The organism is Xanthomonas sp. NCPPB 3218, assembly GCF_056725185.1.
This window is the reverse complement of sequence record NZ_CM161516.1, coordinates 2,422,219-2,448,213: the sequence shown is the minus strand read 5'-3', so window position 1 is coordinate 2,448,213 and position 25,995 is coordinate 2,422,219. Positions and strand designations below refer to the sequence as shown.

The 25,995-nt window shown below is 65.0% G+C and carries 25 protein-coding genes; 13 read left to right on the top strand and 12 right to left on the bottom strand.

Translation table 11 applies throughout. The features are described from left to right. Positions 1 to 34: 34 nt before the first annotated feature. Both AC1PLS_RS10715 and AC1PLS_RS10710 read right to left on the bottom strand, forming a co-directional pair. A complete protein-coding gene (locus AC1PLS_RS10715; RefSeq protein ID WP_481104461.1) occupies positions 35 to 1,165 on the bottom strand; it encodes a serine hydrolase in 1,131 nt (376 codons plus the stop codon). A gap of 137 nt (positions 1,166 to 1,302) precedes the next feature. Continuing rightward, on the bottom strand, positions 1,303 to 2,355 hold the full coding sequence (locus AC1PLS_RS10710; protein ID WP_481104460.1) for a GNAT family N-acetyltransferase: 1,053 nt from the start codon (positions 2,353 to 2,355) through the stop codon (positions 1,303 to 1,305). 147 nt (positions 2,356 to 2,502) lie between these two features. On the opposite strand from AC1PLS_RS10710, the gene AC1PLS_RS10705 reads away from it, so the two are divergent. Both AC1PLS_RS10705 and AC1PLS_RS10700 read left to right on the top strand, forming a co-directional pair. Beyond that, on the top strand, positions 2,503 to 2,778 hold the full coding sequence (locus AC1PLS_RS10705) for a hypothetical protein (protein ID WP_104608358.1): 276 nt from the start codon (positions 2,503 to 2,505) through the stop codon (positions 2,776 to 2,778). A gap of 540 nt (positions 2,779 to 3,318) precedes the next feature. Further along, positions 3,319 to 4,200, top strand: coding sequence for an RDD family protein (locus tag AC1PLS_RS10700; protein ID WP_481104492.1), 882 nt, complete (start codon positions 3,319 to 3,321; stop codon positions 4,198 to 4,200). Positions 4,201 to 4,484: 284 nt separating this feature from the next. On the opposite strand, the gene AC1PLS_RS10695 is transcribed toward AC1PLS_RS10700, so the two are convergent. From AC1PLS_RS10695 to AC1PLS_RS10675, 5 genes are all read right to left on the bottom strand, one after another. Continuing rightward, positions 4,485 to 5,288, bottom strand: coding sequence for an SDR family NAD(P)-dependent oxidoreductase (locus tag AC1PLS_RS10695; RefSeq protein WP_481104459.1), 804 nt, complete (start codon positions 5,286 to 5,288; stop codon positions 4,485 to 4,487). A 43-nt stretch (positions 5,289 to 5,331) separates the two neighbouring features. Next, a complete protein-coding gene (locus AC1PLS_RS10690) occupies positions 5,332 to 6,861 on the bottom strand; it encodes a GMC family oxidoreductase (RefSeq protein WP_184434464.1) in 1,530 nt (509 codons plus the stop codon). After that, complete coding sequence (locus tag AC1PLS_RS10685; RefSeq protein WP_184434734.1) at positions 6,858 to 8,216, bottom strand: alpha/beta hydrolase; 1,359 nt, start codon at positions 8,214 to 8,216, stop codon at positions 6,858 to 6,860. Before AC1PLS_RS10685 ends, AC1PLS_RS10690 begins: the two co-directional genes overlap by 4 nt. Positions 8,217 to 8,498: 282 nt before the next feature. Further along, a complete protein-coding gene (locus AC1PLS_RS10680) occupies positions 8,499 to 9,143 on the bottom strand; it encodes a LuxR C-terminal-related transcriptional regulator (protein WP_024939961.1) in 645 nt (214 codons plus the stop codon). Beyond that, on the bottom strand, positions 9,136 to 10,575 hold the full coding sequence (locus AC1PLS_RS10675) for an ATP-binding protein (RefSeq protein ID WP_054592704.1): 1,440 nt from the start codon (positions 10,573 to 10,575) through the stop codon (positions 9,136 to 9,138). Before AC1PLS_RS10675 ends, AC1PLS_RS10680 begins: the two co-directional genes overlap by 8 nt. A gap of 217 nt (positions 10,576 to 10,792) precedes the next feature. Here AC1PLS_RS10675 and AC1PLS_RS10670 point away from each other — a divergent pair, with 217 nt between their 5' ends. Together AC1PLS_RS10670 and AC1PLS_RS10665 are read left to right on the top strand one after the other, a co-directional pair. Next, the gene (locus AC1PLS_RS10670; protein ID WP_024939959.1) at positions 10,793 to 11,701 is read left to right on the top strand and encodes a bestrophin family protein; all 909 of its coding nucleotides are present in this window, start codon (positions 10,793 to 10,795) and stop codon (positions 11,699 to 11,701) included. A 14-nt stretch (positions 11,702 to 11,715) separates the two neighbouring features. Next, on the top strand, positions 11,716 to 12,630 hold the full coding sequence (locus tag AC1PLS_RS10665) for a universal stress protein (protein ID WP_184434467.1): 915 nt from the start codon (positions 11,716 to 11,718) through the stop codon (positions 12,628 to 12,630). A gap of 308 nt (positions 12,631 to 12,938) precedes the next feature. Here the strand turns inward: AC1PLS_RS10665 and AC1PLS_RS10660 are convergent, their stop codons facing one another. Further along, the gene (locus AC1PLS_RS10660) at positions 12,939 to 13,814 is read right to left on the bottom strand and encodes a LysR family transcriptional regulator (RefSeq protein WP_184434470.1); all 876 of its coding nucleotides are present in this window, start codon (positions 13,812 to 13,814) and stop codon (positions 12,939 to 12,941) included. Positions 13,815 to 13,956: 142 nt separating this feature from the next. On the opposite strand from AC1PLS_RS10660, the gene AC1PLS_RS10655 reads away from it, so the two are divergent. Together AC1PLS_RS10655 and AC1PLS_RS10650 are read left to right on the top strand one after the other, a co-directional pair. Further along, complete coding sequence (locus tag AC1PLS_RS10655; protein ID WP_184434473.1) at positions 13,957 to 14,826, top strand: NmrA family NAD(P)-binding protein; 870 nt, start codon at positions 13,957 to 13,959, stop codon at positions 14,824 to 14,826. An 81-nt stretch (positions 14,827 to 14,907) separates the two neighbouring features. Beyond that, entirely contained in the window at positions 14,908 to 15,405 is a 498-nt protein-coding gene (locus tag AC1PLS_RS10650) for a GNAT family N-acetyltransferase (RefSeq protein ID WP_260300180.1), read from the top strand. Positions 15,406 to 15,546: 141 nt separating this feature from the next. Here the strand turns inward: AC1PLS_RS10650 and AC1PLS_RS10645 are convergent, their stop codons facing one another. Then, positions 15,547 to 15,852 carry a hypothetical protein gene (locus AC1PLS_RS10645; protein WP_166771386.1) on the bottom strand — a complete coding sequence of 102 codons (306 nt, stop codon included), beginning with the start codon at positions 15,850 to 15,852 and terminating at the stop codon, positions 15,547 to 15,549. Positions 15,853 to 16,465: 613 nt separating this feature from the next. Here AC1PLS_RS10645 and AC1PLS_RS10640 point away from each other — a divergent pair. Both AC1PLS_RS10640 and AC1PLS_RS10635 read left to right on the top strand, forming a co-directional pair. After that, entirely contained in the window at positions 16,466 to 18,724 is a 2,259-nt protein-coding gene (locus AC1PLS_RS10640; RefSeq protein WP_184434477.1) for a methyl-accepting chemotaxis protein, read from the top strand. 244 nt (positions 18,725 to 18,968) lie between these two features. Beyond that, entirely contained in the window at positions 18,969 to 19,244 is a 276-nt protein-coding gene (locus tag AC1PLS_RS10635) for a hypothetical protein (protein WP_024939953.1), read from the top strand. A 337-nt stretch (positions 19,245 to 19,581) separates the two neighbouring features. Here AC1PLS_RS10635 and AC1PLS_RS10630 read toward each other — a convergent pair whose 3' ends face one another. After that, the gene (locus tag AC1PLS_RS10630; RefSeq protein ID WP_054592714.1) at positions 19,582 to 20,610 is read right to left on the bottom strand and encodes a Gfo/Idh/MocA family protein; all 1,029 of its coding nucleotides are present in this window, start codon (positions 20,608 to 20,610) and stop codon (positions 19,582 to 19,584) included. Positions 20,611 to 20,644: 34 nt separating this feature from the next. Next, on the bottom strand, positions 20,645 to 20,836 hold the full coding sequence (locus AC1PLS_RS10625; RefSeq protein ID WP_481104491.1) for a hypothetical protein: 192 nt from the start codon (positions 20,834 to 20,836) through the stop codon (positions 20,645 to 20,647). A 228-nt stretch (positions 20,837 to 21,064) separates the two neighbouring features. Here AC1PLS_RS10625 and AC1PLS_RS10620 point away from each other — a divergent pair, with 228 nt between their 5' ends. From AC1PLS_RS10620 to AC1PLS_RS10600, 5 genes are all read left to right on the top strand, one after another. Next, positions 21,065 to 22,060, top strand: a complete 996-nt coding sequence (locus AC1PLS_RS10620; protein ID WP_184434482.1) for an acyl-CoA dehydrogenase family protein — start codon at positions 21,065 to 21,067, stop codon at positions 22,058 to 22,060. After that, a complete protein-coding gene (locus AC1PLS_RS10615; protein WP_184434485.1) occupies positions 22,048 to 22,809 on the top strand; it encodes a PIG-L deacetylase family protein in 762 nt (253 codons plus the stop codon). Before AC1PLS_RS10620 ends, AC1PLS_RS10615 begins: the two co-directional genes overlap by 13 nt. Continuing rightward, on the top strand, positions 22,806 to 23,402 hold the full coding sequence (locus AC1PLS_RS10610) for a class I SAM-dependent DNA methyltransferase (RefSeq protein ID WP_024940658.1): 597 nt from the start codon (positions 22,806 to 22,808) through the stop codon (positions 23,400 to 23,402). Before AC1PLS_RS10615 ends, AC1PLS_RS10610 begins: the two co-directional genes overlap by 4 nt. After that, positions 23,399 to 24,085: a glycosyltransferase family 2 protein gene (locus tag AC1PLS_RS10605; RefSeq protein WP_024940659.1), complete on the top strand. Its 687-nt coding sequence runs from the start codon at positions 23,399 to 23,401 to the stop codon at positions 24,083 to 24,085. Before AC1PLS_RS10610 ends, AC1PLS_RS10605 begins: the two co-directional genes overlap by 4 nt. A gap of 330 nt (positions 24,086 to 24,415) precedes the next feature. Further along, on the top strand, positions 24,416 to 24,649 hold the full coding sequence (locus AC1PLS_RS10600; RefSeq protein WP_235175478.1) for a hypothetical protein: 234 nt from the start codon (positions 24,416 to 24,418) through the stop codon (positions 24,647 to 24,649). Between the two features lie 21 nt (positions 24,650 to 24,670). Here AC1PLS_RS10600 and AC1PLS_RS10595 read toward each other — a convergent pair whose 3' ends face one another. Continuing rightward, complete coding sequence (locus AC1PLS_RS10595) at positions 24,671 to 25,951, bottom strand: two-component system sensor histidine kinase NtrB (RefSeq protein ID WP_481104458.1); 1,281 nt, start codon at positions 25,949 to 25,951, stop codon at positions 24,671 to 24,673. Positions 25,952 to 25,995 lie beyond the last annotated feature (44 nt).

Below are 25,995 nucleotides of genomic sequence, written 5' to 3'. Positions count from 1 at the left end.
GGAGCGCGCCCGAAAGACATCGCGAGCACCGTGGTCACGGCGCGTCGTGTACCGATACGCGACGCCACAGCTGCTTTCCATTCCATAGGAAAGCAGAATCGTTCGAAGACCCGCCGGGTACGAACTGCACGAACAGGAATTGGGCGTCCCCTCCCGCCTCGGAGAGAAACAGGCCCTGCTCCGCCGGCCGCAGCCGCCGCGGAGGAAACACGTTGGCATCCCCCGCTAACGTCGGCCTCAGGCACAGTGCCCCCTGTTCGTCGAGGATTACCTCGACCTCGCCCTGCGCCTGGACGTAGCGACCCACATGCCGGACCATCGAGGCCGCATCGACATCCGTAGCCTTCATCAGGCGCGGCGGGCGCATCGCGTAGAACTCCGGCAGGATCTCCCCGAAAACCGCCGATGCGGCGACGGGGGCGCCGTTCGCGTCGTCTGTGGCGACGAGCACGGCCGCGTTCATTCCAGGATGGATCCGCAATACCGCCGAACTCGTGGTGAGATTGGCGTTGTGGCCCATCCATCCGTCGCCATAGCATTTCCAGCCACGGCTCACTGCACGCTCGGACGGGTGCCAGCCGGGCAGTCCGATCGGCGACGATGGCGCCTCGCGATGCCGGCGGATCGCTTCCTGAGCGAACGCCAGCCAGCGCTCCATGCCAAGGGCCAATTGCCCGCCCGTCGCGGGACAGATCGCCTGCCGCTCCGCCGGCGAGGATTCCCCGGCAAAGCCTCGCTCCGCGAGCATCGTCCCGTAGGCAACGCCGCGCACTCGTTCGAGCACCGCCGCGGCAAGCCAAGCGCCGACGTGACCATAACTGTATATCCGACCCGAGGCGTGCAACGGCCGGGAGGACACGCTCTCGCACAATGCAATCACATCGATGCAGCCTGCATCGTCCAGCGGGACACCGGTCAACCGTGACACGTCGAGGCCGTGCGTATGGTCGAGCAGCTGGCCCACCGTGATACCGGACAGCCGCTCCGCCGATCGCTCGCCAAGACCTGCGAAGACGTGCGGGAGCGTATCGGTCCAGGCGATGCGACCGGCGGCCACCGCCTCTTCCACGAGCATCCCGGTCAACATCTTTGCCAGACAACCCGCGACGACCTCGCCGGGCTCGTCCCCGATGACGACCTGCTCATCGTCGATCCATGCGGCCATCCTCACCCGAGCGAGACCCTTGCGTTTCGTCACCGCATCCAGGCGCGCGCGGAGCGTGTCCCGGTCCCGCAACAAGGTAGCGACACGGGCCAGCCTACCATCGTCGGTCGTAGCTGCATCAACCGTCATCATTCGTCCTAGAGGAAATCGAGCGCGAAAGGCGGAGCGTCATCGAACCGGTGCGCAAGGGCGGCCGGACTGCGCACGCTGAACGTGACACTGTCGGGGGCTTTGGTGAATCCGCATCGCTCCATCACCGCGGGCGCCGCCGCCGGTTGCTCGACCATCGACACCGTGGAGCATCCCTGGCGCGCCAGGAACGCGCACATCGCGTTCAGCGCTTCGACCTGCGCCGCCTCGCCGCCGTCGAACGGCAGGAAGAACTGGATGCGGCCGATCGTGCCAACGGCGAGATCGTCCATCGCCAGGGCAAAGATGGAGAAACCCACCGCGCACCGGGCGCCGTCGCCCGTCTCCACCCACATCGTTCCCGAACGGGTGAACTCGCTGTTGAAATAGATGTGGCGGAAGTGCCGTGACGGCGCGAAGGTGAGCCGCCCGGTCGCAGCCATCGACGAGGAAAGCGTCGCAAGATCGATGGGCATGTCGGCGCATTCCAGAACGTGCTCGCCGTCGACGAAGCAAAGCCGTTGCATGACGACCGGCGCGTGCGCGATGACCGAGCCACCGACAAGGCGGCTCCAGATGGCACCGCAGTGATGGGCGACGATCCTGCCGCGATCCTCAGCGTCGTCGCGAAACACGACGTCGCCGCGCGTCCCGGAGAGGCCCGCGTGGGATGCACCAATCGACACGTACCCGCATTCGCGGACGCGATCGTGAAGGGCCAGCCAGAGCCGCAGCGACACGCCCGTGCGGCGATAAGCCGGGTCCACTGCCCAACCGGTCGAATAGACCGAGGGAAACGACTCGCCGCGAATGTAGAGATCGCGCACCAGGGCGAACATGCAACCGACGATGCGTCCCTCGCCGTTGCGCGCCAGCACTGCGAACCAGTCCTTGCCGCTCAGCAGCCACGCATAGAATGAGGCGTCGTAAACGACGCGCAACCGTCCCTTGTAATTGTGCCGCCAGGCCAGGTCACTGAAACGCACCAGATCATCGATGTCGACATCGCCGATGGCGGACGTCACGACGATATCCAGCGGCGTTCGTGGATCGATCCTCATGCGTCGATACCCCCCCCTCGACCGTTACACGGCTCACCTGAATGTGGCTTTGCCGCAGGCTGTGGCTGATGCTAGCATCAGTGGAGGCGGCGCGGGGAGGCACTCCCTCGCCAGGCGCATCGAGGCAACCGGGGGAATACGTAGCCTATGGAACCGACGCCCACCGTCAAGGAGCTGGTGCTCGACGCGTTGCATGGCGCTTATGCCGACGCCCACGGTCCGATCGATATGGAAACGCTGCTCGATGGCATCGAGTTCGACTCGCTCGGTCTCACCGCCGTCGTCTCGCGCGCGGAAGCCGAACATGGCGTGGAGTTCCTCTCATCGCAGATCCTCGACATGTACCAGGCGATGCGCGTGGCCGATCTCGTCGAGACCATCGAAAAAGCGATCACCGCATGCCGCGAGGCATCGCGCAGGTGACATTCATCGGGATATGCGGGTGACAGGGTGCGCCGGTTGAATCAGCTTCGCCGGCCTCGTGCGCGTGACGCGCAACTCGCGGATGATAGCGGCATCCAAAGCACCACCGCGCCCTCCTTCCGCATCTCAGCCAAAAATTGAAGAAAAATGTAGCGGCGTAGCCACCGTGGCGGTTGCTAGAAGTTCGAGCTGACCCCCAAAGCTTTGCTTCACACTGGCGGATTAAGTCAAAGGAATTTTTCAGGCCTGAGGTTCGCTGCCCCCCCCCCCGATAAACAACCCTAATCGATAGTTCCATCCCCCAGCTGCCCTCCTCAGCCATGCCCGTTGTCAAACAGAAACTGAGATTTTATCTGCCACCAAATTTCCGGAAATCGCCAGGTAAAGCTGCCGACTCGTGGTCTCCTTGACTGCAGCATGGCATCATCGCGTCCGGGAGAACACCTGACGGGGAACTACATGGAAGTTGATACTGCGCCTGGCGCGGCGGGTTTTTGGCGGCGGTCTGCTGCGTTCTTGGTCGATTGCCTCGTGCTTGGCATGGCCGGCGCGTTGGCTGGCTGGGCGTTGCTGGATGTGTTCGTGCGGATGGGCGGTTATGGGCGTTTGTTCGGATTCTTCGTTGCACTGACTTATTTTGGTGTCATGAACAGCGTGCTTTGCAAGGGGCAGACCCTGGGCAAGCGCCTGCTGGGCGTGCGCGTTGCTGGCAAGGACGATGCCCTGCTGGCACTTCCGCAATCGCTGCTGCGTTACTCGGTATTGGGTGTCCCGTTCTTCCTTAACGGTGCACAGTTCGATCGCGATGTGTTGCTCTCGCCGCTGCAGTATGTGTTGACGCTACTGATCTTTGGCGGGACGCTCTCGATCCTTTATCTGTATCTGTTCAATCGCCGCGGCCGCCGGTCGTTGCACGACCTTGTGGTGGGAAGTTCGGTTGTCACCGCGCAGACACCGCTCGCCGCCGTCAGGCCGATGCCGGTGTGGCGTGTGCACCTGGTGGTGGTCGCTGTGTTGATGATCGCAGCCGCAGCAGTCCCGGCGTTTACCGGGCAACTTGCGCAGAGTGACTACTTCAAGGACTTGCTGGCGGCCCATGAAGCCGTCAGTGCCGAGCCGGGCGTGCAATCCGCGCGCGTCGTGCACAACACGGTGTTTGGCACGCCGAATGTCGAATCTGTGGTTGCGCAGGTCAACCTGTCCGAACGGCGCATCGACGACAAAGCGTTGGCGGAGCACCTTGCCAGGGTCGTCCTCGCCAACGACAAGAAGGCAGCCGCCATGTCGGCCATCCACGTCACCCTGGTCTATGGCTACGACCTGGGCATCGCATCGTCCTGGCGCTCGATGGGGTATCAGTTCGCGCCGAAAGCGTTGGCGGCGGCCGGTGAAAGCGATGCCGCAGCGAGAAGCAGAAAGTAGTGCCTTCTGCCCTGCCGAAGGCAACCCCTGCAATCCGGCGCGAGAGGGGTATCGAGCAGCTTCGAGCGGCCGCGCGCCGCCTGTGGTAGCCCAGCATGCAGGCTACGCGTCGCCGTGAACGTAGGCGCCCCACTCCGCTGAAACGAGCTGGTTTCCCGGGCAACGTGGCTGCAGTATTCCTACAGCCGATTACACATGCGCCCACTTACCGGCACCTGGTAACGCGCGCAGAGAAAGGACGCGGCAGCTTATGTAGCTCACCGCATCTCGGAACGACGCCTGCCTCAACCCGCGATGGTAAAGACCGATCCCGAATCCACCCGGATCCCGGCGCCGTTGATGAAGCTGGCGCGCTCGGAGCACAGGAAGGCAACCGCCGAGGCCACTTCTTCCGGGCGGCCACGTCGCTTGAGCACCATGCCGGGACGCTCTTCGTCCAGGAACGATTCAATCGCCTGCTCGAACGTGGTTCCGTTTTCGCTGGCGCGCTTTTGCATCATCTTGTCGGTCATCGGGGTTGCGATGAAGGCGGGCGACACCGTATTGACCAGCACGTTGTCCGGTCCGTAGGCCTTGGACAGGCCCTTGGCCAGGCTCAGGATTCCTGCCTTCGATGCGCAGTAGGCCAGCTCGTCCACGTAAGGCTGCACGGCATCTTCCGAGGCGAACAGCACGATCCGTCCCCATTGATTGCGGCGCATCGCGTGGATGGCCTGGCGGCACATGCGCACTGCGCCCATCAGGTTGATGTCCAGCGTTTCGAGCCAGCCGGCATCACTGACCTCGAGGAAATCGCCGGTTGCGCCGGTGACGCCTGCTGCGTTGATGTAGATGTCGGGGTCGCCCAGTTGTTCACGCACCTGCGTCCAGATGGCGGCGACGTCCTGCTCGCGGGTGACGTCGCCCTCGATGGCGATGATCTGCCCCAGGCCCGACAACTCGGCCACTGCCTGGTCGAGCGTGCCGTCCGGAAGATCGGTGATCGCCACGCGCACGCCGGCTTCGAGCAGCTGCCGCGCAGTCTCCTTGCCCATTCCCGAGTCGCCGCCACTGATGAGGGCGATCCGATTGTTGATTCCGAGATCCATGCTGAACTCCTGGTGGTAGAGAGAGGTGGTGGTATGCACGCAACTAGCGGGCGAGAAAACGCTCCGCCGTGCGCAGGCCAAGTGCCATCTGTGTCAGCGCGGGATTGGCTGCCAGCGCACTTGGGAAAATCGAGTTGTCGCAGATGTAGAGGTTGGCGATATCGAATGCGCGGCCATCCGGGTCCACCACGGCCTGCTCTGGATCGGTGCCCATCCGGCAGGTGCCCAGCGTATGCGCGGAGCGGGCGGCGGCGAAAATGCGTTGAGCGCCCGCCGCCTCCCAGATTGCGTGCAGCGATGCGCGTGCGTGGGCATCGATCGCGCGTTCATTGGGTCCGTAGCTGAAGTCGATACGCGCCTTGCGCTGGCCGAAGGCATCGCACTCGTCGGACAGGCTTAGCCGGTTGGCATCTTGCGGCAGGCATTCGCCATTGATGCCGATGCCGGCCAGGCGGTTGTAGCGCGCCATGGTCGAGACGAGCTCCCTCCCCCACAGGCCTGCGCCACGTGCCAGGGTGTTGGCCAGGGTGATCGGCTGCACGCCCAGGCTCTGCACCAGATAGCCGCCGATGAAATCGGCATTGGTCGGGCGCAGCATGTCCTCGGTGATCAGCGACGAGGGGTAGCCGCGGTTCATGCGCATGTCCGCATCGAACTCCCCCCACACCTGGGTGGCCACATGCGCCATGAAATTGCGCCCGACCTGACCGCTGGAGTTGGCCAGCCCCAGGTTGAGCAGCAAGCGCGGTGTTTCCACGCCGCCTGCGCACAGGAACAGGCTTGTGCAACGCTGGCGCAGTTCGCGTCCGTCCTGCTGGTAGACCACCGCGCTGACCATGCCACGCGCATCGCGCTCGATATCGATGACCCGGCAGCCGGGTCGCAACTGGGCACCGTGCGCGCGCGCCAGCGGTAGCCAGGTGGTATCGACGCTCACCTTGGCGCCATTGCTGCAACCTTGATGACAGGCGCCGCAGTTGTTGCAGGCCGCGCGCATGCCGTAGTGCGGCTGCGCATGCGCTCTGGTCACCAACGCGGCAGGGGCATCGGTGGCGGTGATGCCGAGCGTGCGGCAACCGCGCTCCATCGCGTTGGCCGACGCATTGCGCTGCGGCGGCGCATAGGCGTAGTTGCGCTCGGGGTCCCACGGATAGTGCGCCGGCCCGGAGACGCCGATGAACTCCTCAACGCGTCGGATATAGGACAGCAGCTCTTCATGCGCGATCGGCCAGTCCATGCTGCGCTGCCCGGTGTGCGTCGACAGGCTCAGATCGCGCTTGTCCGGACGCGGGCAGAAGGCGCCCCAGTGCAGGGTCGAACCACCCAGGCCAGAACCGGAATTGTTGGCGCCGAATGCGGTGGGCGTCTGCCCGCCGCTCAGGCGCTCCTCCATCCAGTAGATGCCGGTGGTCAGCTCATCGGGCAGATGGGAGGCAGGGCTGAAGGCCGCACCCGCCTCCAGCACCACCACCGACAGACCTGCCTGTGCAAGCCGTGCGGCCAGCGGGCCGCCGCCTGCTCCGCTGCCTACCACCACCACATCGACCGCAGCGTCGTGGATGCCCCGGCTCATCGCAGGCCTTCGGCGGGAAGCTGCCAGGCTTCCTGCCGGTCGGCTGCAGTGTGCTGATAGCCCAGGCTGTCGATACCGACACTGCCAACCGCAAAGCCGTCGTATCCCAATGCGGCCATCGTGGCGGGAAGGCTGACCCAGGTCCGCACGGCTTCGGCGCGCACATCCTCGAACCAGTGCGCCAGCTGCGCTGCATCCAGCCCATGTGCCGAGGAATCGCCAGCCGTCGCGCGCGACACCTCGCGCAGCCAATGGTCCTGGGTTTCCGCAGGCAGGCCAGCGAAGCCGTTGCTCAGCGCGTCGAGCGTGTCGAGCCCCAGCGGCATCGCCAGCCGATCGGGTGGCAACGCGGCATGGCGCCAACCATCTCCTGCGCCTTCGGCAAGCTGGACGTCGATCCGCCGTGCAATCGCGCGCGCATCGCTTTCCCCATCCAATACGCGCGCAACGACTGCGCCGAGTATCTCCAGTTGATGCTGGCTCAGCACGCCTTGCGCATCTGCGGGTGGGCCAGCGTGCCGGCTGAGCAGCAGCTTGCGCATGCGCGGGGCAACCCGGTCTGCATTGAGCAGCCTGACGAAGTCATCGGGCAGGCACGTGTCCATGCTGCGCTCCACATGCGCTGCAATCAGCTGCGCCAGGTGTTGCGGTTGTTCGTAGGGGATCAGGTGCGCGGCATCGGCCACGACGGCGAGCCGCGCAGCGTGATAATGCGGCGCGTTCAACGTGCTTTGCGCGGCTTCGCCGAGGTCGCCATCCTCACTGCCGGCGAGGATCAAGGCGGGCACCTGCATGCAGCCGGCCTGGGCGCTGCAGTCCTCACGACTGGCGTGTGAGAGCCAGGCGATCCACGCTTTTGCACTGGTTCGCAGCACATCGTTTACAGCCGCGTCCCTCACAGGTGCAGGCAACCTCCCCGCACAGTTGTCGTCGATGAACTGCTCGGCCTCTTGCCGGGTGGGATGGCCTTTTTCGAACCAAGCCAGCATGGTCTGTCGGCGTGACTCCTCCATCGGCTCCGGCGCTGGCGGTGACGCCGCGACCAGGATCACGCCGGCCAGGCCGGCAAGCCCGGCCACGCCCTCGCGTGCCTGCGCCGCTGCCAGGGTGGCGATCTTTCCGCCCATGCTGTGTCCGACCGCAAACCAGCAGGTCGGTTGCCGCCGGATTACCTCTTCGACAAACCAGGTAACCAGTGCGGCGGTGTCGACATGCTGCAGCGGCGGCGCGTCTCCAAAGCCGGGAATATCGAGCGCCACACAGTCGAAACGCGCCTCCAGTCGCTGGATCACGCCAGACCACTCGTTGCTGCTGGACCCAAGCGCGTGCAGGAAGAACAGCGTCGGCTTCGCCATGTAACACCTCTCTCCATCAGGCGCGCATGATGACCGGCGCTTTGTCCATGCCTCGTGCAGATGAGTCCGACATCGTGTGATGACGTGAGGCTCGGCGCTTTTCCGGGAACACCACCCATCGCATCCCGATCGGCATGCCTGCAAGGCGGCAGATCAGCGTCACACATGCGGCCTTGTCGCACGCCCTATCTGTCAGCGTGCCGTTGCAACTGCATCGGGTTCAGCGGATAAGCGTGTGCACCTGCATCGCTCGCCCGGTGTCTTTCAAAGGAACAAGACGCCTCACACCAGGTCGCGATAATCCTGCAGGATCACCATCACCAACTGGCTGCGCGAGCGCACGTCGAGCTTGTTGAACAGCTGCTGGAAGGTGGCCTTGATCGCGCTTTCCGAACTGCCGAGCTGGCGTGCGATCAACTTGTTGGACTGCCCGCGCAGCAGGCCACGCAGCACTTCGCGCTCACGGTCGGTAAAGCTGGGCCGGCTTTCCTGGGTGCCCTGAGCGACCAGCGATTGCAGATAACGCTGGTCGATCAGCACCCGGCCCATCGCCACCGCATGGATGCTGTCGATCAGTTCATCAGTGGAAACATCCTTGCGGCAGATACCGGACACGCCGAGCCGGATCAAGGCCAGTGCGTCGCGCTCGGGCAGGCCGGCGGTGACGACCAGCGTGGCCGGACGGCGCGCCTGCTCGGCCTGGCGCCGCATGTAATCCAGCGCGTTGTACTCGCCCATGTCGTAGTCGAGGATGACCACGTCCGGCGTCAGCGAGGCGATCTGTACGATGGCCTGCGCCAATGCGCCGGACTGCCCGACCACCTCGAAGCGGGCGTCGGCACCGAGTAGGCGCAGCAGGCCCTCGCGGAACAGCGTGTGGTCGTCCAGCAGGTAGAGGCGCACCGGTGCGCGCCGCGACTCATCCATCCAGCGCCTCCGCATACGGTGCGTGCGCCAGCGGCAGATGCAGCTCGAAACAGGCGCCTTCGCCGCCAGGCGCGTAACGCAGCAGACCGCCCTGGTTGGCCATCAGCGCACGCGAGATGTACAGCCCCAGCCCGGAACCGTCGCTGTCGCTGCGGAACGGCTGGAACAGGCGGCCCGGCTCGGCGATGCCGGGCCCGGTGTCGCGCACGCTCAGCACCGCGCGCTCCTGCTCCAGGCGCGCACTGACGATCAACTGGCGGCGTTGCGGCGGCAGCGCCTGCACCGCGCGCAGCGAATTGCGCGCCAGATTGAGCAGCACCTGCAGCAATGCATGGCGGTCGCCGTGCACCGAGGGGAAGTCGGCCGCGATCTGGATCACCAGTTGGCCCTCGACGTCCTCCCAGTCCGAACGGATGATCACATCCAGCTCGCTACACAGCGTCTGCAGCCGCGTTTCATGCGCGTCGTCGGGCAGCTGCCGACGCAGGTTGAAGGACGCCAGCTCCATCAATGCCGCCACCAGGCTACGCAACGCGGCCAGGTCCGGATCAGCGCCAATCGCAGGATGCCGCGCCAGGTTGGAGGTGACCACACCCGCCGCCGAACACAGGTTGCGGATCTCGTGCGACACCGCGCCGGCCAGCAAGCGATTGTTCTTCAGCACATCGTCGAAGTGCGCCGATTCGCGCGCGCGCACTTCCTCGCTGGTGTCGACCAGGATCGCGGCCAGGTGACGCTCGGCGCTGTCTTCGTAGACCGAGAACCAGGTGGTGGCCGGGAAGCGGGTACCGTCGCTGCGGCAACCCCAGGTGCTGGCGGAGGTGCGCATGCCATCCAGGTTGGCGCTCATGCTCAGCGCGTCGTCCAGCAGCGGCAGGAACTCGCGCACCGCGCGGCCTTCCAGCCCGCCCTCCTCGGCCATGTCCAGGATCTCGTGCGCGGCTCGGTTGGCCGCCACGATGCGGCCGTCGCCGGCCACGGTCAGCAATGCCGCCGGGCTGCTCTCGGCAAGCAGCCGCAATTGCCGCTCCAGCCGCCGGCGCAGCCGCTGTTCGGCGCGCAGCTGCACGTAATGGGCCAGGATCACCCGGCGGGTGCGGCTGATTTCAGCCACGAGCAGCCCGCAGCCGGCATAGGCAACCGTCGCCATGAAAAAGCGCAGTGCCTGTTCGACCGGGGTTTCGTCGGTGACGAACAGGCCGCGCAGCACCGCACAGGCAATCGCCGCGATGACGATGTCGCGCCGCGATAGCACCGTGGCCGCCAGCACCACCGGCAGGATGTACAGCAGCCCCAGCGATACGCCCAGGTGCGAGTACCACTCCGCCCACACCAGCGAGGCCAGCATCGCCAGCGACGCCCATAGCGTCGGGCCGCGATTGAGCTTGACCACCTGTCCGCGCCACTTGAATGGCAGTCTCAGTCTGTCCATTGCCTACCCATGCCCCTGCGCTGCAATGCCGCTCCTCTGTTGCGATGGTTGATGCCACAGCATCGTGGCCAGGGCTGCGGATTTCACCCTATCGAAAGATAGGCCGGCCGCATCGTTCGGACGGTGCGCGCACTGTCCAACGCTGGCGCAAGGATGGCAGACACGACCGTGGAGGCTGGGTGTAATGCATCCACCCCACGTCGATGTTGCCTCTCCCATGATCACCCGCGATACGTTTCCGTTGCGACGCATCTGGCCCAAGACCTACAAGCGCCTGCTGGTGTTGCTGGCGTTCGACTGCGCCGTGGCCGTGCTCTACACCTTCTTCGGCTGGCAGTGGCTGTCGATCGAAGCCTTGCCGCTGGCCCAGCTCGGCTCGGCGCTCACCATCTTCCTGGCGTTCCGCGCCAATGCGGCCTATGGCCGCTGGTGGGAAGCGCGCCAACTCTGGGGCGCGCTGGTGAACACCTCGCGCGCCATCGCACGCCAGGCCCTGACCGCGCTGGATGTGGACCCGGCCGACCCGCGCCAGGCCGCACTGCGCGACGATATCGTGGTGCACCAGGTCGCCTTCGTGCACGCCTTGCGCTGTCACCTGCGCCGGCAGAACCCGTTTCCCGAGTTGGCCGGGCTGCTTGGTCAGGCACGCGCCGACGACCTGCGCGGCTACGCCAACATCCCCAACGCGCTGACCCTGCGGCTGGGCCAGCAACTGCAGCAAGCGCGCGACTGGGGCATGCTCGACAGCCTGCGCTGGTCGTCGCTGGACGCCAACCTCACCACGCTGGCCAATATCCAGGGCGCCTGCGAGCGCATCAAGAACACCCCGCTGCCGCGGCAGTTCTCCTCGCTGCCGCGCACCCTGGTGAACATGTATTGCTGGCTGGTGCCGCTGGGCCTGATCGCCGGCATGGGCCTGGCCATGCCGATCGCCTCGGTGCTGATCAGCTTCACCCTGATCGCCATCGACAGCGCCAGCAGCGCCATCGAAGACCCGTTCGAGAACACCGTGCACGACACCCCGATGACCGCACTGTCGCGCGGCATCGAACTCACCCTGCGCGAAATGCTGGGTCAGCGCGTACCGCTGCGCGAAGTGCGCGCCATCGACGGTTTCATCTACTGACCACGGAGCCAGCCATGCAGACCACCCCCACCCACCTGATCTTTGCCACCAATTTTTCCGAGACCTGCCATGCCGCCATCCCGACCGTGGCGCAACTGGTGGACCGCCTGCGCGCACGCCTGACCATCCTGCACGTGCACGCCAAGGGCAAGCGTGCGCAGGCCCAGCAGTCGCTGGACGCGTTCTTTGCCGAGGCTTCAAACTACCCGGGCTGCGAGCGCGCACTTGCCGGCGGCCCGGCCGCCGCCGGCATCGTCTCATTCTGCCGCAGCCGCGACGACGCGCTGCTGATCATGCCGCCGTCCGAGCGCACCGGCCTGCCGCGCCCGCTGCATGTGTCGCTGCGCGCGCGGGTGCTGCAACGCGTGGCCACGCCCATGCTCACCCTGCCCTATGCCGATGCGATCCCGCGCGATGGCGCGGTCGGCGGTCACGTGGCCTGCTGGGTCACCGGCCGCGAAACCAGCCTGGAATCGCTGCGCGATGCCGCCGCCCTGGCGCGTCGCCGCGGCGCCGACCTGCATCTGCTGCACGTCGTGCCGGAAGTCAGCGAAGGCCTGCTGGTGGACAGCCTGTTCAACGACAAGCCGCTGAGCGAAGACGCGGCTGCCAGCTGGCTCGGCGACCTGGTCCAGCAGCTGCCCGACGAGGACCTGCGCGTGCGCATCCACGTGGCCGTCGGCAATCCGCGGCGCGAGATCGCCGGACTGCTCAAACGCGCCTGCGCCGATGTGCTGGTGGTCGAACACGACGCCGTCGTCCGCCGTGGCGTCTGGCGTTCCTCGCTGCAGTCGGCACTGGCAAAGACGCCGTGCGTGCTGATCTGCCTGCCGCCGCCCCATCTGCGCCGCCCGATCCTGGGCGCTGGCGGCGACCACGCCGACGCCGCGCCCGGCCGCAGCCTGGCCAGGCGGCTCTTGCGCGTGTGAGGGACCGGGTGCTCGGCGCGCGGCTGGCTGGGCATCTGCAGTGGTCAGCTGTGCAAGGGAGGGCTTGCCTCATTGCGGCATGCATCCCTGAGCGCAAGGCGGTTCTACCGACGTCATGACGAGGCCGCGCGTCCCCGAACGAGCATATTCAAGCACGCGCAAGCGGGCCTGCCATCAGCGTGTGGACCGGTTGATCGATCCAGCGCTTTCACAGCGTTGTCTGCATCTCGGTGGTGGATCTTTCCAGGCGATAACGCGTCCACGCTGGCCGGCGCGCAGGCTGGCTCGCACAAGCCGGAGGCAGCGCCCTACCCCTTCAGCACAAGCGACGCGTCCGGATACCTCTCGCACATGAAGTCCACGAAGGCACGCACCTTCGGGGCAGCCAGGCGCCTGGACGTGTGCAACACCCACAGCGCCGGCTTCGCGCCAGCGATGGTGCCCCACTGCACCAGTTCGCCACGCGCGAGCTGGTTCCAGGCGATCGACTGCGGAATCAGCGCGATGCCACCGCCTGCCATCGCCGCGTCGCGGACCATCAGGAACGAGGAAAACCGCAGTCGTGGAATGGGTTCCAGGACCAGACGCCCGTCATCGAGCGTCCATGTGGTCGGCTGGAAGCTCGACATCACCACAGCGGGCATGGATGTGACCGCGCCGCCGGTCGGCATGGCGATGCCGGGGGCGGCAACGACCACCAGCCGATCCCTGGCGAAGCAGCGCCCGACCAGGCTGCTGTCCGGGCTGGGGTTGATGCGGATGGCCACATCGAACTGCTCTTCCACCAGATCGACCGTGCGGTCCTCGGCCACCACCTCCAGCGTGATTTCCGGATAGGCGGCGCAGAACTCTGCGCCGATGCGCCCCATCGCCAGTTGCGAGAACAGCACCGGCGATGCCACCCGCAAGCGTCCGCGCGGGCTCGAGAGCCCCTCGCGTGCGGCTGCCATGGCCTCGGCCACCTCGCTCAACGGCACCTCGGTGCGCTCCATCAGCAGCTGCCCGGCATCGGTGAGCCTGAGGCCACGTGCGCTGCGCTCGACCAGTCGCACTCCCAACTGCTCCTCCAGCTCGGCGATGCGACGCGACAGGGTCGCCTTGGATCTACCGCTGGCACGGCTCGCCTTTCCCAGGCCCTGGTTCGCCGCGACCAGCGCGAAATCGATCAATGCATTGAGATCCATGGTGTTCCACATTTGAAACCCGGCGTCTACATTTTTGCGTCTTCGTATTGTGGATGCAACGGCCTATCGTCTCGTCACCGCAACGCCATGCGCAGCGGACATGTCGCACTGACGCCTCTTCCATCCATAGCAGGAGATTCACATGAGCATTCTCGTTACCGGTGCCACCGGCACCATCGGTTCTCTGATCACCCAGGGCCTGGCCGACGCAGGCGCCAAGGTCAAGGCACTGGTTCGGCAACCCGGCAAGCGCACTTTCCCGGCCGGTGTCACCGAAGTGGTCGCAGACCTCACCGACGTCGCGTCGATGCGCGGCGCGTTGTCGTCGGTGCGCACATTGTTCCTGTTGAATGCGGTCACTCCCGACGAAGTGACGCAGGCGCTGATCGCTTTGAATCTTGCCAAGGAAGCAGGGATCGAGCGCATCGTGTACCTGTCGGTGATCCATGCCGACAGGTTCACCAACGTGCCGCACTTCACCGGCAAGCACACGGTCGAGCGCATGATCGAAAGCCTCGATATTGCTGCCACGATTCTGCGCCCGGCGTATTTCATGCAGAACGAGGCGATGATCCAGCAGACGATTCAACAGTACGCCGTCTACCCGATGCCGATCGGCTCGGCAGGTGTGGCCATGATCGATGCGCGCGACATTGCCGACATCGCGGTTGCCGAGTTGCTGCGCCGCGACCGCGCACCCGCCGCACTTGAGCGTGTCACGCTCGAACTGGTCGGCCCGCATGCAGTGACGGGCCCCTCCGCCGCGAAGGTCTGGAGTGCGGCGCTTGGGCGCGAGATCGCCTATGCGGGCGATGACGTGGCTGCCTTCGAAGCGCAGATGGCCGCCTACGGCCCCTCCTGGCTGGCCTATGACATGCGCCTGATGATGGCCGGCATCCAGACCCACGGCATGCGGGCGGCCGACGGCACGGTGGAAAAACTGCAGGCCATGCTGGGGCGTCCACTGCGCACCTATGCAGACTTCGTGCGCGAGGCGACAGCCCGGGCCTGAGCGCAGGTGGTACGGCAGGCGTGGCGGTCACGGGGCAGGATGTCATGCCGCTGCATGGCATCTGCGCGTCTGAGGCAGACTATGCAGATGGACACGATTCGGCCGTATCAACCTCGGGACTTCGACGCCTGCATGGCGCTCTTCGATGCGAATGTGCTGGTGTTCTTCAGCGCCGGTGAACGTGCCGACTTCGCCAGCTTCCTGAGCCATCACGCCGCGGCGTGGCACTACCAGCTACTGGAGCGCGGCAACGCTGTCGCTGGCGCCGCCGGCTACGCGATCGGCGCCGATGGCACCACGGCGAGCTTGTGCTGGGGCATGGTCCACCCGCGTCTGCACCGTTGCGGCGTGGGGACGCAGTTGCTCCTGGCCCGGCTTGAAGCATTGCGCCAGATGCCGGATGTCCGGCGTGTCCTGTTGGATACCAGTCAACATACCCGGCTGTTCTACGCCCGCTTCGGCTTTGTGGTGCAGCAAGTGACGGTGGATGGCTATGCGCCCGGACTGGAGCGCTGGGATATGGCGCTCGATCTGTCGTGCTGCGTGCCACGTGCAGGTAGCGTTGGAGCCGTGCAGTAGCGATGTTGTTCACGGCATATGGATGCCCGGCGGTCGTGCAGGCAAGCAGCCTCGCCGTACCACCGCTATTTCGGGCTGGTCACCAAGTACCCGCGACCGAACACGACTCTCTGAGCACTTCTTACTGCTGAAGCAACACGCTTATCGCGCTGCGTCCTTGTTCACCTGGGCACGCGCGAGCACGCTGGCCGATACCAGCAGATCCGGCAGTTCCTGGCGGAAGGCCTCGGCTTGCCCGGCCTGCAAGATCCCGTGAAAGCTTGCGTTGTCGAATACCGGCCTGCCCTGCATGAAGAAGCCATCGCGGCCTTGCACGACGAAATGGAAACACGCCTGCCAGCGCGGATCCGGGCTGGCCGACAACTGCACTACCACCTCGCTGCCGGCAGATGCGGTGCTTGCCGGGGTGACCGTGATCGTTCGCGCGGTGATCTGACTGCTGTTCATGCCGACCATGATCACGCTTGGGACGTGGTGGCGGAGTGAGCCGGTGATGGCACCACATGACATCCGGAGCGGAAGCGCCGACTGACCAACGTATCGAGATACCGGCCAGTGCGCATGCCTGACACCAGCGACGATGGTGCCAACCGTTGCAACCGCACTGGTACCTTTCTTCCGACGTGCCGGCAACGTTGCCGACGTCCTTGCAAGTTCGCCTTTGCCGACACTGCGTGCAGACACAAGATGCCGGCCAGGCGACGCAGCGGCAGATCGATGCGCATCGCGCCAGCAACGCTTGCGCTGGACGCTGCATCGCGCGCCGCCGACGACGGAATGATCAGATGGGTCATTCATGCAGCGGCTGCCTGTCAATCGGCACAGACCAGACATCAAGAGCAGCGCGGATGCGAGCAACGTCTTCAGTATCGTGCTGACGTCGTCGCGCTGCCAGTCGGTTTTTTCCTGACCGGCGTGAATAAAAACGCACCCTAAATACGAGCCGGGATGATTGGTTCAAGTTTCCGATTTTTGCGTCGTTATCACGTTGCCGAGGCATTCACGCGAACATCACGCGACCTGCCGCCGGTGCCACCCACTGGACATCAGGACGACCCGCATGACCGCCTATTTGCAACGCTATAACGTCGGGCGCCGTCTCGGCGTCGCCTTCGGCATCCTGATTCTGTTGTCGAGCCTGCTGGTGGCAACCGGCCTGGTCACCATGGCCAAAGCACGACAGCAATTCGATTTCATCGTGCTTGACCGCATGGCCAAGATCCAGATCGGCAACGGCATGCTGGATGCCAACTCATCGATCCTGATCGCGCTGGGCACCTATGCCATGGCCACCAGCGACGAACTCAACAACGAAGCGCTGGCCACCATCAAGGCGCAGCGCCAGCGCTACAACGACCTGCGGGCCAAGCTCGATACGCTGCCCAGCTCCGAGGAAGGTCGCAAGATTCGCGCCGAGATGGACGCGCGACGCGCCATCTCGGGCAAGATCAACGACCAGGTCATGGCGCTTGCCGCTCAAAACGACAACGCGCCTGCGCAAGCCTTGCTCAGCGAAAAGGCGCGCCCGGCGACGATGGCGTGGCAGGACAAGATCCGCGAACTGGTGACCCGTCAGGAAGGCCAGAGCCAGCAAGCCTATGCCGATGCGGTGGCGTCGATGAATCGCGGCAAGCTGCTGATCATCTTCGGTGGCATTGCCGTGGTGGTGATCAGCAGCCTGCTCGCCTGGCTCATCACCCGCAGCCTGACCCAGCCGCTTGCACGCGCCACCAACGCCGCAGAGGCGATTGCCAACGGCCAGCTGGACAACGACGTGGAAAGCGACGCCAAGGATGAAACCGGCCGCCTGTTGCGTGCCATGCGTGGCATGCAGAAGCAGTTGCAATCCTTGCTCGACGCGCAGAGCGACATGGCCAGGCGCCACGATGATGGCCAGACCAGTTTCCGCATCGATGCTGCGGCGTTTCCTGGCGACTACGGCCGCATGGCCAAGGACACCAATACGCTGGTGGCGTCGCATCTGGCGGTGCAGACCAACCTGGCACGCATCATGGGGCGCTACGCCATCGGCGACCTCAGCGAGAGCATGGACCGCCTGCCCGGCGAGAAGGCGGTGCTGACGCAGACCATGGACGAGGTAAAGGCCAATCTGTCTGCGATGAACCGCGAGATCAAGCAGCTGGCGCAATCCGCAGCCAACGGCGACTTCAGCGCACGCGGCGATGCCGAGCGTTTCCAGTACGACTTCCATGTGATGGTCGATAGCCTCAACCAGTTGATGGCCACTGCCGACGGCAACCTGCAATCGCTGTCGTCGCTGCTGCAGTCCATCGCCGCAGGCGACCTCACCGCGCGGATGACCGGCGACTTCAAGGGCGTGTTCGCGCAGATGCGTGATGATGCCAACGCCACTGCCGCGCAGTTGGCCGAGATTGTCGGCCGTATCCAGCACTCGGCCGTGTCGATCAATTCTGCCGCCAGCGAAATCGCTGCCGGCAATCAGGACCTGTCGCAGCGTACCGAACAGCAGGCCGCCAACCTGGAAGAAACCGCCGCGTCGATGGAAGAGCTGACCTCCACCGTGCGCCAGAATGCCGAACACGCCCGTCAGGCCAATCAACTGGCAATCGGTGCGGCAGGCGTGGCATCGCAGGGCGGCGAGATCGTGAGCAAGGTGGTGGGCACCATGGCCGGTATCGAGGCCTCGTCCAAGAAGATTGCCGACATCATCTCCGTCATCGACGGGATCTCGTTCCAGACCAACATCCTGGCCTTGAATGCGGCGGTGGAAGCGGCACGTGCCGGCGAACAGGGCCGCGGCTTTGCGGTGGTGGCATCGGAAGTCCGCACGCTGGCCCAGCGCTCCACCGCTGCGGCGAAGGAGATCAAGAGCCTGATCGACGATTCGGTCGAGCGGGTCGCCGAAGGCTCGACCTTGGTGCATACCGCAGGCGCCACGATGGCCGAGATCGTAGCCAGCGTGCAGCGCGTGACCGACATCATGGGCGAGATTTCCGCGGCGTCGCAGGAACAGTCGGCCGGTATCGAGCAGGTCAATACCACCGTGACGCAGATGGACGAAACCACGCAGCAGAACGCCGCACTGGTGGAAGAAGCCACCGCCGCCGCACGCTCGATGGAAGAGCAGGCCGTGCAGCTGACGCAGGCGGTATCGGTGTTCAAGATCAGCGAGGGCAGCACGCGCACCACGCGGCCGGCACCGCCGGTTGCGGCCAAGCTCAGCGAGATTGCCGGCCGGCACGCCGCCGTCAAAAGCTTGCCACGCCAGGCACCTGCAGCGAAACGCGCAGTGGCTGCAGGCACCTCGCACGATGCAAGCGACTGGCAGGAGTTCTGATCTGCGGCATCGCAAACGGCCCGGCTCGTCCGGGCCGTTTGCGTTTGAGCGTTGAGCGCATCTGCAACCGACCCATGCGCCAAAGCGCTCCATTACCGCAAGTGCGAGCACGTGCACGAGGCCTTAATCCGCCCGGCCTATGCTGCGCCGGGCTGGACCGCACGCGGCGCTCTGTTGCGCTGAATATCGATCGCCGTTGTCGTCCATGCCCCCGGAAGATCATAGACATCGCAAAGGAGACTGTATGAAGAAGCTGCACACGCTTATGGCTGTCGGTTGCCTGCTGGGTCTGAGTTCGCCTGCATTTGCCGAGATCGCCAATCTGACCAATAGCGCCGATGGCGCCAATCGCGACGCGGGTATCGCGGCGGTAAAGCAGAAATTGCAGGACGCCTGCAAGTCGCGCAACGGTACCGTGGATCTGGATTCGTTCGAGGTGGTGTTCGAGAGGACCAGCAAGAACCCGGACGTCCCAAAGCCCTATTATGTGGACGCGAAAATCAAATGCGATCTGCCCTAAGCGCGGCCAACAAGACGCGCCTGGCAGTGCCGAAGCGTATCCATCGCGCATCGCGCACATAGATCACCACAAGGCCCCGCAGACGCGGGGCTTTGTTTTTGCTGCGGCCGGCCCTGCGCGTCGGGCGGCGCTTGAAGAGCGTCGATCCCTTCCTGTTAGTGAAAAACCGCATTGCTGCGCGCTACGCGTTGATCGTCGCTCGCCTGCGCAGCTTGGCAGACAGGCGGGCTCGCATCAGCTGCAATACCTGCTGCATTGGCGATGCGGCGGTGAACAGGGTGCATGATCGTACGCCGCTTCTGCCAACGCGCCTTGGCTGCTGCAGACGCCCCGCCCGCTACCCCAGCTGTGCCCGCGCCGCATCCAGGGTGGTCATGATCTGGATCACTTCATCCAGCGGATGGAGTGGAGATTCCTTGCGCCCTTCCCCGATGTAACGCGCCGCGGCCGTCGCTTGCCACGACAGGCCCGCGTAGCCACTGATTCCGGTCGGATCCGTCCAAGCTGCCGGCATGCTGGCGTGGTCGTTGCCGACCAGGCTCAGCGCGGTCGGGTTGTGGAACTCGCCGGCAAGGTCGATGCGGCCCTGGCTGCCGGTGACATAGGCGGTGGAACTGCTGCGGGCCACGATGGAACTGATCAGTGTGGATTGCGCGGTGCCGCCATGCGACAGCACCATTGTCGAGAAGGCATCCACGCCGGTGTCGGTCAGCGCGCCGGTGGTCGTGATCGCGGTCGGTGCGCCCAGGATCATCGAAGAGAACTGCACCGCATACACGCCCAGGTCCAGCAGCGCGCCGCCGCCGAGCGCAGGATTGCGCTGGCGGTGTGTCGCATCGTCAGGGCCGCGTTGGCTCAGATCGGCGAACACATGGCGAAGCTCGCCCAACGCGCCATCGGCCAGCAGTTTCCGCAGCACCGAGGTATGCGGCAGGTAGCGGCTCCACATGGCTTCCATCAGGAACAGACCGCGCTGCCGCGCCTCCTGCACCAGCACGCGCGCATCGTCGGCGCAGGTAGTCATGGGCTTTTCGATCAACACATGCTTGCCCGCGCGCAGCGCCAGCAAGCCCTGCTGCAGATGTTCGCTGTGCGGTGTGGCGATATAGACGATGTCGACATCGCGGTCCTCGACCAGCGCCTCGTAGCTGTCATAGGCGCGCTGCATCGCCCAGGTGCTCGCAAAGGCCTCGGCACGCGCACGCGTGCGCGAGGCCACTGCAAATGGACGTTGCCCGGTATGGCGGCGCAGCGCGCTCACGAACGCCGAGGCGATCGCTCCAGGCCCCAGCACTCCCCACCGCAACGCGGGCTCGCCGCGCTGCGGCAGGAACAGCTCGGGCTCGGGAAACACTGTGGGCGTCATGCGCTTGGCCTCCTGGATAGCATGTGCGCGCATCCTAGCAAAGCGGAAGCAGCGTTCCCGGTGTGCCGGCCTGCGCAGCGCCATCGTGCGGCGGGAGAAACCGATCACGGCAGGCGCAACGTGCGGCGCCCTCTGTCGCCTGGCCGAAGACATGCCTGCAGTCCGCGTGCAGACGTTCCGGCGCATCGGCATGGCTGCAGAAGGCAATGCGGCCGTCGGGCCGCACCAGGATCAACGCACCGGCATGCACCGTCCAATCGGCGGTGGGCGCAGCGCCATCCAGATCCGAGAGTACGCTCGCGTCGTCGGGCTGCGGCAGGGCCGCGGTTGCCTTCTGAATATCGATTTGCGCAGCAAGTTGCAGTGGTTTCCTTGCGCTTCTGTTCGCTTCTCACGTCGAGAACCGTTGTCACGCGTCACACCCCTTGCACCTTGCGCTGCTTAGCGTGGCCCGATGAGCGCACGTATTTCATCGCACACCCTTGCCTTTGCATCGCACACGGACTCAGCCCGCACCGACGGACTCAAGCAGTCGATTGCGGACAAGTGGCTACACATACATCCGACGCTGCCACTTCCCGGGCGTGGTCGCACCCTGGGGCGCTGGCAGACGCTTGCCGATATCGCGGCAGACGACCTGTGCGCGGCCAAGTTCCTGGAAGCGCATTACGACGCGCAAGCCATCTGTGCCGATCTGGGGGTGGACCTCATCACGCCGACCCAGCGTTGGGCGGTGTGGGCGGCCGAGCCGCCCGGCTCGGATATGCGTTTTTCCGGACAAGTGCTCAACGGCACCAAGGCGTGGTGTTCGGGTGCGGCGCAAGTGACGCATGCGCTGGTGACGACGCGCCATGCAGGCGCCAGTTGCCTGTTTGCCGTGGCGCTGGATCAGCCCGGCATTCAGATCGACAACAGTGCGTGGCAGGCAGTCGGCATGCAAGGCATCGAGACGGCCAATGTTCGCTTCTCCGATACGCCAGCGCGGCAGATTGGCGCAGGTGATGCGTACCTGACCCGACCTGGATTCTGGCACGGCGGTGCCGGCATCGCCGCGTGCTGGTTCGGCGCCACCGTTGCGGTTGCCGATGTGCTGCGTGCCTCTGCGCGTGTGAGCAAGGATCCGCATGCCGCCGCGCATCTGGGCGCCATCGATACAGGCCTGGCATCTGCAGCTGCGTTGTTGCGTCGGCTGGCAACGCGCATCGACGCGCAGCCGGAACAGGCACATCTGCGTGGCGTCCTGCAGGTACGCAGTGTGGTCGAAGCGGTGGCGCGCGACACGCTGGATCGGGTCGCGCGTGCGTTGGGGCCAGGCCCGCTGTGCGGCAACCGCGCACATGCGCAGCGTTGCGCCGACCTGTCGGTGTTCATTCGGCAGCATCACGCAGAACGCGACCTGCAGGCCCTGGGCGAGTTATGCCAACAGGAGACATTGCCTTGGAAGATCTAGCCGGGCAGCCCATCGAGGGCACAGGCACGCCGGAAACAGCATGGCGCTACGCGCCGTACCTGAGCGAGCTGCCACGCGTCACGCTGTCGCAACTGATGCAAGGTAGCCAGCGCCTGGTGGTGGTGGCACCGCACCCGGACGACGAGGTGCTTGGATGTGGCGGGTTGATTGCCGCCGCGCGTGCCGCAGGCGTACCGGTGTTGATCGTCGCGCTGACCGATGGGGAGCAGGCCTACCCCGACGAACCCGGCTGGCAGCCACAGGTGCTGGGCCCGGCGCGGCGCCTGGAACTGGATGCCGCCGTGCAGCAGTTGGGTGTATTGCCTAGCGCATTGGCCCACCTCGCACTGGGCGATGGCGCGCTGGCGGCATGCGAAGCGCGCATGGCACAGGCCCTCGGCGATCTGATCACTGCGCATGACACCGTGCTGGTGACCTGGGAGCGCGATGGCCATCCGGATCATGAAGCCGCATCGCGTGCGACCCATGCCGCGTGCAAGGCGCAGTGGGCGCGGCGTCTGCAATATCCGGTATGGGCGTGGCATTGGTCGCGTCCGGAAGATGGGGTATTTGCCGATGGCTCTGCCGTGCGCTTCGATCTATCGCCCGCAGTGCAGAGTGCCAAGCAGCGCGCCATTGCGTGCTTTGCCACCCAGTTGGGCCACTGCACGCCACCCGTTGCAGAGCCGATTCTGCCGCCGCCGGTGCTGGAGCGCTTTGCGCGGCCGTTCGAGGTCTTCATCCGATGACCGCGCTGAGCGTTGAGCACTTTGAGCAGATGTACGCCGATGCAGACCCGTTCGGTTATCGCTCGCGCTGGTACGAGCAGCGCAAGCGCGACATCCTGCTCGGTGCCCTGCCCTATCCGAGGTTCGCGCGTGGCTGGGAATTTGGCTGTTCCAATGGCGAGCTGACCGCGCAGCTGGCGCAGCGCTGTGACACGCTGCTGGCGACGGATCTGTCGCAGCAGGCGGTCGAGCTGGCGAGCGTGCGGCTGCAGGCACTGCCTGCGGTCACGCTGCAGCAGGCGGCGCATCCGTCGGACTGGCCGGAAGGGCTGTTCGACCTGATCGTCTTCAGTGAGGTGGGTTATTACCTGAACGCCGCAGCTTTCGAAAAAACCGTGGCGTTGTTCGCCCGCTCGCTCACCGCCAACGGCTGCCTTGTGGCCTGTCACTGGCGGCACGACTTCGATGGCGCGTTGCGCAGCGCCGAGCAGGTCCACAGCGCGCTGAACCAGGCATTGGCGATGGACACGCTGTGCTGTTACCAGGATGCGGACTTCGTGTTGCAGGCCTGGATGTCCGGGCCGTCGATTGCGCAACAGGAGCAGCTGCGATGATCGCGGTCACCATTCCGGCGCATAACGAAGCGGATCTGATCGGCAAGTGCCTGCAGTCCATTCTGGTGGCAGCCGCGCACCCGCATTTGGCGGGAGAGCGCGTGGAAATCCATGTCGCGCTCGACCGCTGCAGTGACGGCACCGGCGCCATCGCACGCGCGCACGGCGCAAGAACCGTCACTACCGCAGGCGGTGTCGGCATTGCCCGTGCAGCGGCGGCATCGGCCGCGATTGCGCGCGGGGCACGCTGGCTTGCGTTTACCGATGCCGACACCTGCGTGCCGCCGGACTGGCTTTCGGCACAGCTCGATTGCGCGGCGGATGTGTTCTGCGGCGTGGTGGAGGTGACCGACTGGCACGATTTCCGTCCCGAAACACGGCAGGCCTTCCTGGCCAAGGAAATCCGCCGCGACGGGCATCCGCATGTGCATGGCGCCAATCTCGGCATGAGTGTGGCTGCGTACGTGACCGCCGGTGGTTTTTCTGCGCTCAAGTGCAGCGAAGACGTGGCGCTGGTTTCGGCGCTGGAGCGCGCAGGCATGCAGATTGCCCGCCTGGTCAAGCCGGTCGTCAATACCAGCGCTCGCCGTATTGCCCGCGCGAGCGGCGGATTCAGCGATCACCTGGCCCGCCTGGAAATGGCCGTCCTGGCTGGCGAGCCGGTACTGGAGAGTCAGGTCTAGCCATCGGGTACATCGTCAGATGTGTCCAGCAACAAGCACACGTAGTGATGGCCGGTGCTGGAGACGAACGCCCCGCGGAAACATCGCAGATAACCCCGCCACTGCCGTTGCTCAATCGTTTCGGCGCGACAAGCAATCGCGACATTGGAGCCCGCATTTATTTGCATAAGCGGGCTGTGCATAAACCACCGCGATTGTGCTCTTCCGATTCCAGGCTACCTGCAGATCATTATTCGCGCTGCTTGCAAATCGAAAACATAGCGATCAGGGTGCAATTGCTCCTCGGCTTAATGCAATCGCTTCAAGCCGGCCATTACCGCTACCGAGGTCATGATGGACTCCACGATGTTCCGGCAGATTGGTCGTTATCGATTGACTGCACATACGGTTCCGTTGGACGGCGTCTTCTTCCCGGAGATTCTGGTGTCGTTCGACGATGGGATCACCTTGTATGGGCACAGGCGCGAGATGCGATTCGACACGCAACTTGCCGCGCACCACTATGCCAGACAATGGATGGGCAGATGCACCGTAACGCCGCTAGGTATTCTCGAGAGTATCTAGGCGTCGCCGTCACCGCTGATGTCAGCAACCAGTCGGCTCCGCCGCCGGGAAGCCAAGCGTGAAACAGGCGCCCTGCCCTGGCATCGACTGCACTTCGATATAGCCGTCGGCCTGCCTGACCGCCCCATCCACTTGTGCCAAGCCCAGCCCGGTGCCCTTGCCTGCCGGTTTGGTGGTGAAGTAGGCGTCGAACAGCTGATCGCGGATCTCCGGTGCAATGCCGCTGCCATTGTCCTGGACAGAGAGGGTGACATAATCGCCGGCGCGACGACCGGCAGCATCCACATCTGCTAGCGTCCGCGTCGCCACCGTGATGCAGACCCTGCCACGCACCGCGCAGACATCGCGCGCATTGATCACCAGGTTCAACAAGGCCCGTTCCAGCGTGTGTGGATCCGCCAGTACGGCACTGTCGCAAGTCGTGGTCTCCCACTCGACCGATACCGCAGCGCCTGCCGCCTGTTGAAGCAGGGGCAGCAGGCGCGCGACCAGCGCATTGAGATCGACGCGTTCGGGAGCATAAGGATGCTTGCGCGCGAAGCCCAGCAGGCGTTGCGCCATGACCGAGCCCTGCTGCAGAGCGGTCTCTGCCATGCGCAAAATCTTCTGATCCGCTTCGCCAAGGGCGCCGCGCGACTGAACCACATCGATGGCAGCGCCCGCAGTTTGCAGCACGTTGTTCAGGTCGTGAACGACACCGGCCAACAGTTGCCCCACAGCCTCACCCTCCTGCGCTCGCTCGGCCACGCGCTCGGCCAGGCGCTGCGCAGCACGTGCAATATCCAGCTCGACCTCGATGCTTGGAGACTGCGCCTCTGCACGTACTTGGTCTTGCGTCGCCGCTGCAGCAGGCTCAACGTGATGGATTGCAGACTCGGTGCGGGCCTGCAGCGTCTGGTTGAGCGTGCGTAGTGCCAGTTGCGACTGCCGGCGTTCGGTGATGTCGCGATTGACCGCCAGCACGCCCTCGATCCGGCCATCCGCGTTACGCAGCGGGCTTGTCGACACCAACCAGCTCTGGAGCTGCCCGTCTGCATTCGTACATTCGGTCTCGAACTGCTGCGACTCGCCGCGCTCGGCAGCAGCGAGCGCCTGCCGCACGCGCGGCCTGAATCGCTTCGGCCATAACGACACCCAGGGCAGACCCACCACAGAGGCGGCATCGACAAACGCCACACGCGCCAGACCATGCGCGTTGACGAACCTGACGCGTCCGTCCAAGGCAATTTCCTTGATGGAATCCAGCGACAGCTCGACGACCTGTCGGTAGCGATGGTCGGGAAAGTCCTGCGTGCTGTTCATGGTTCTCAAATCGATCACGTGTTTTTCGCGTGGGAAACGTAGTG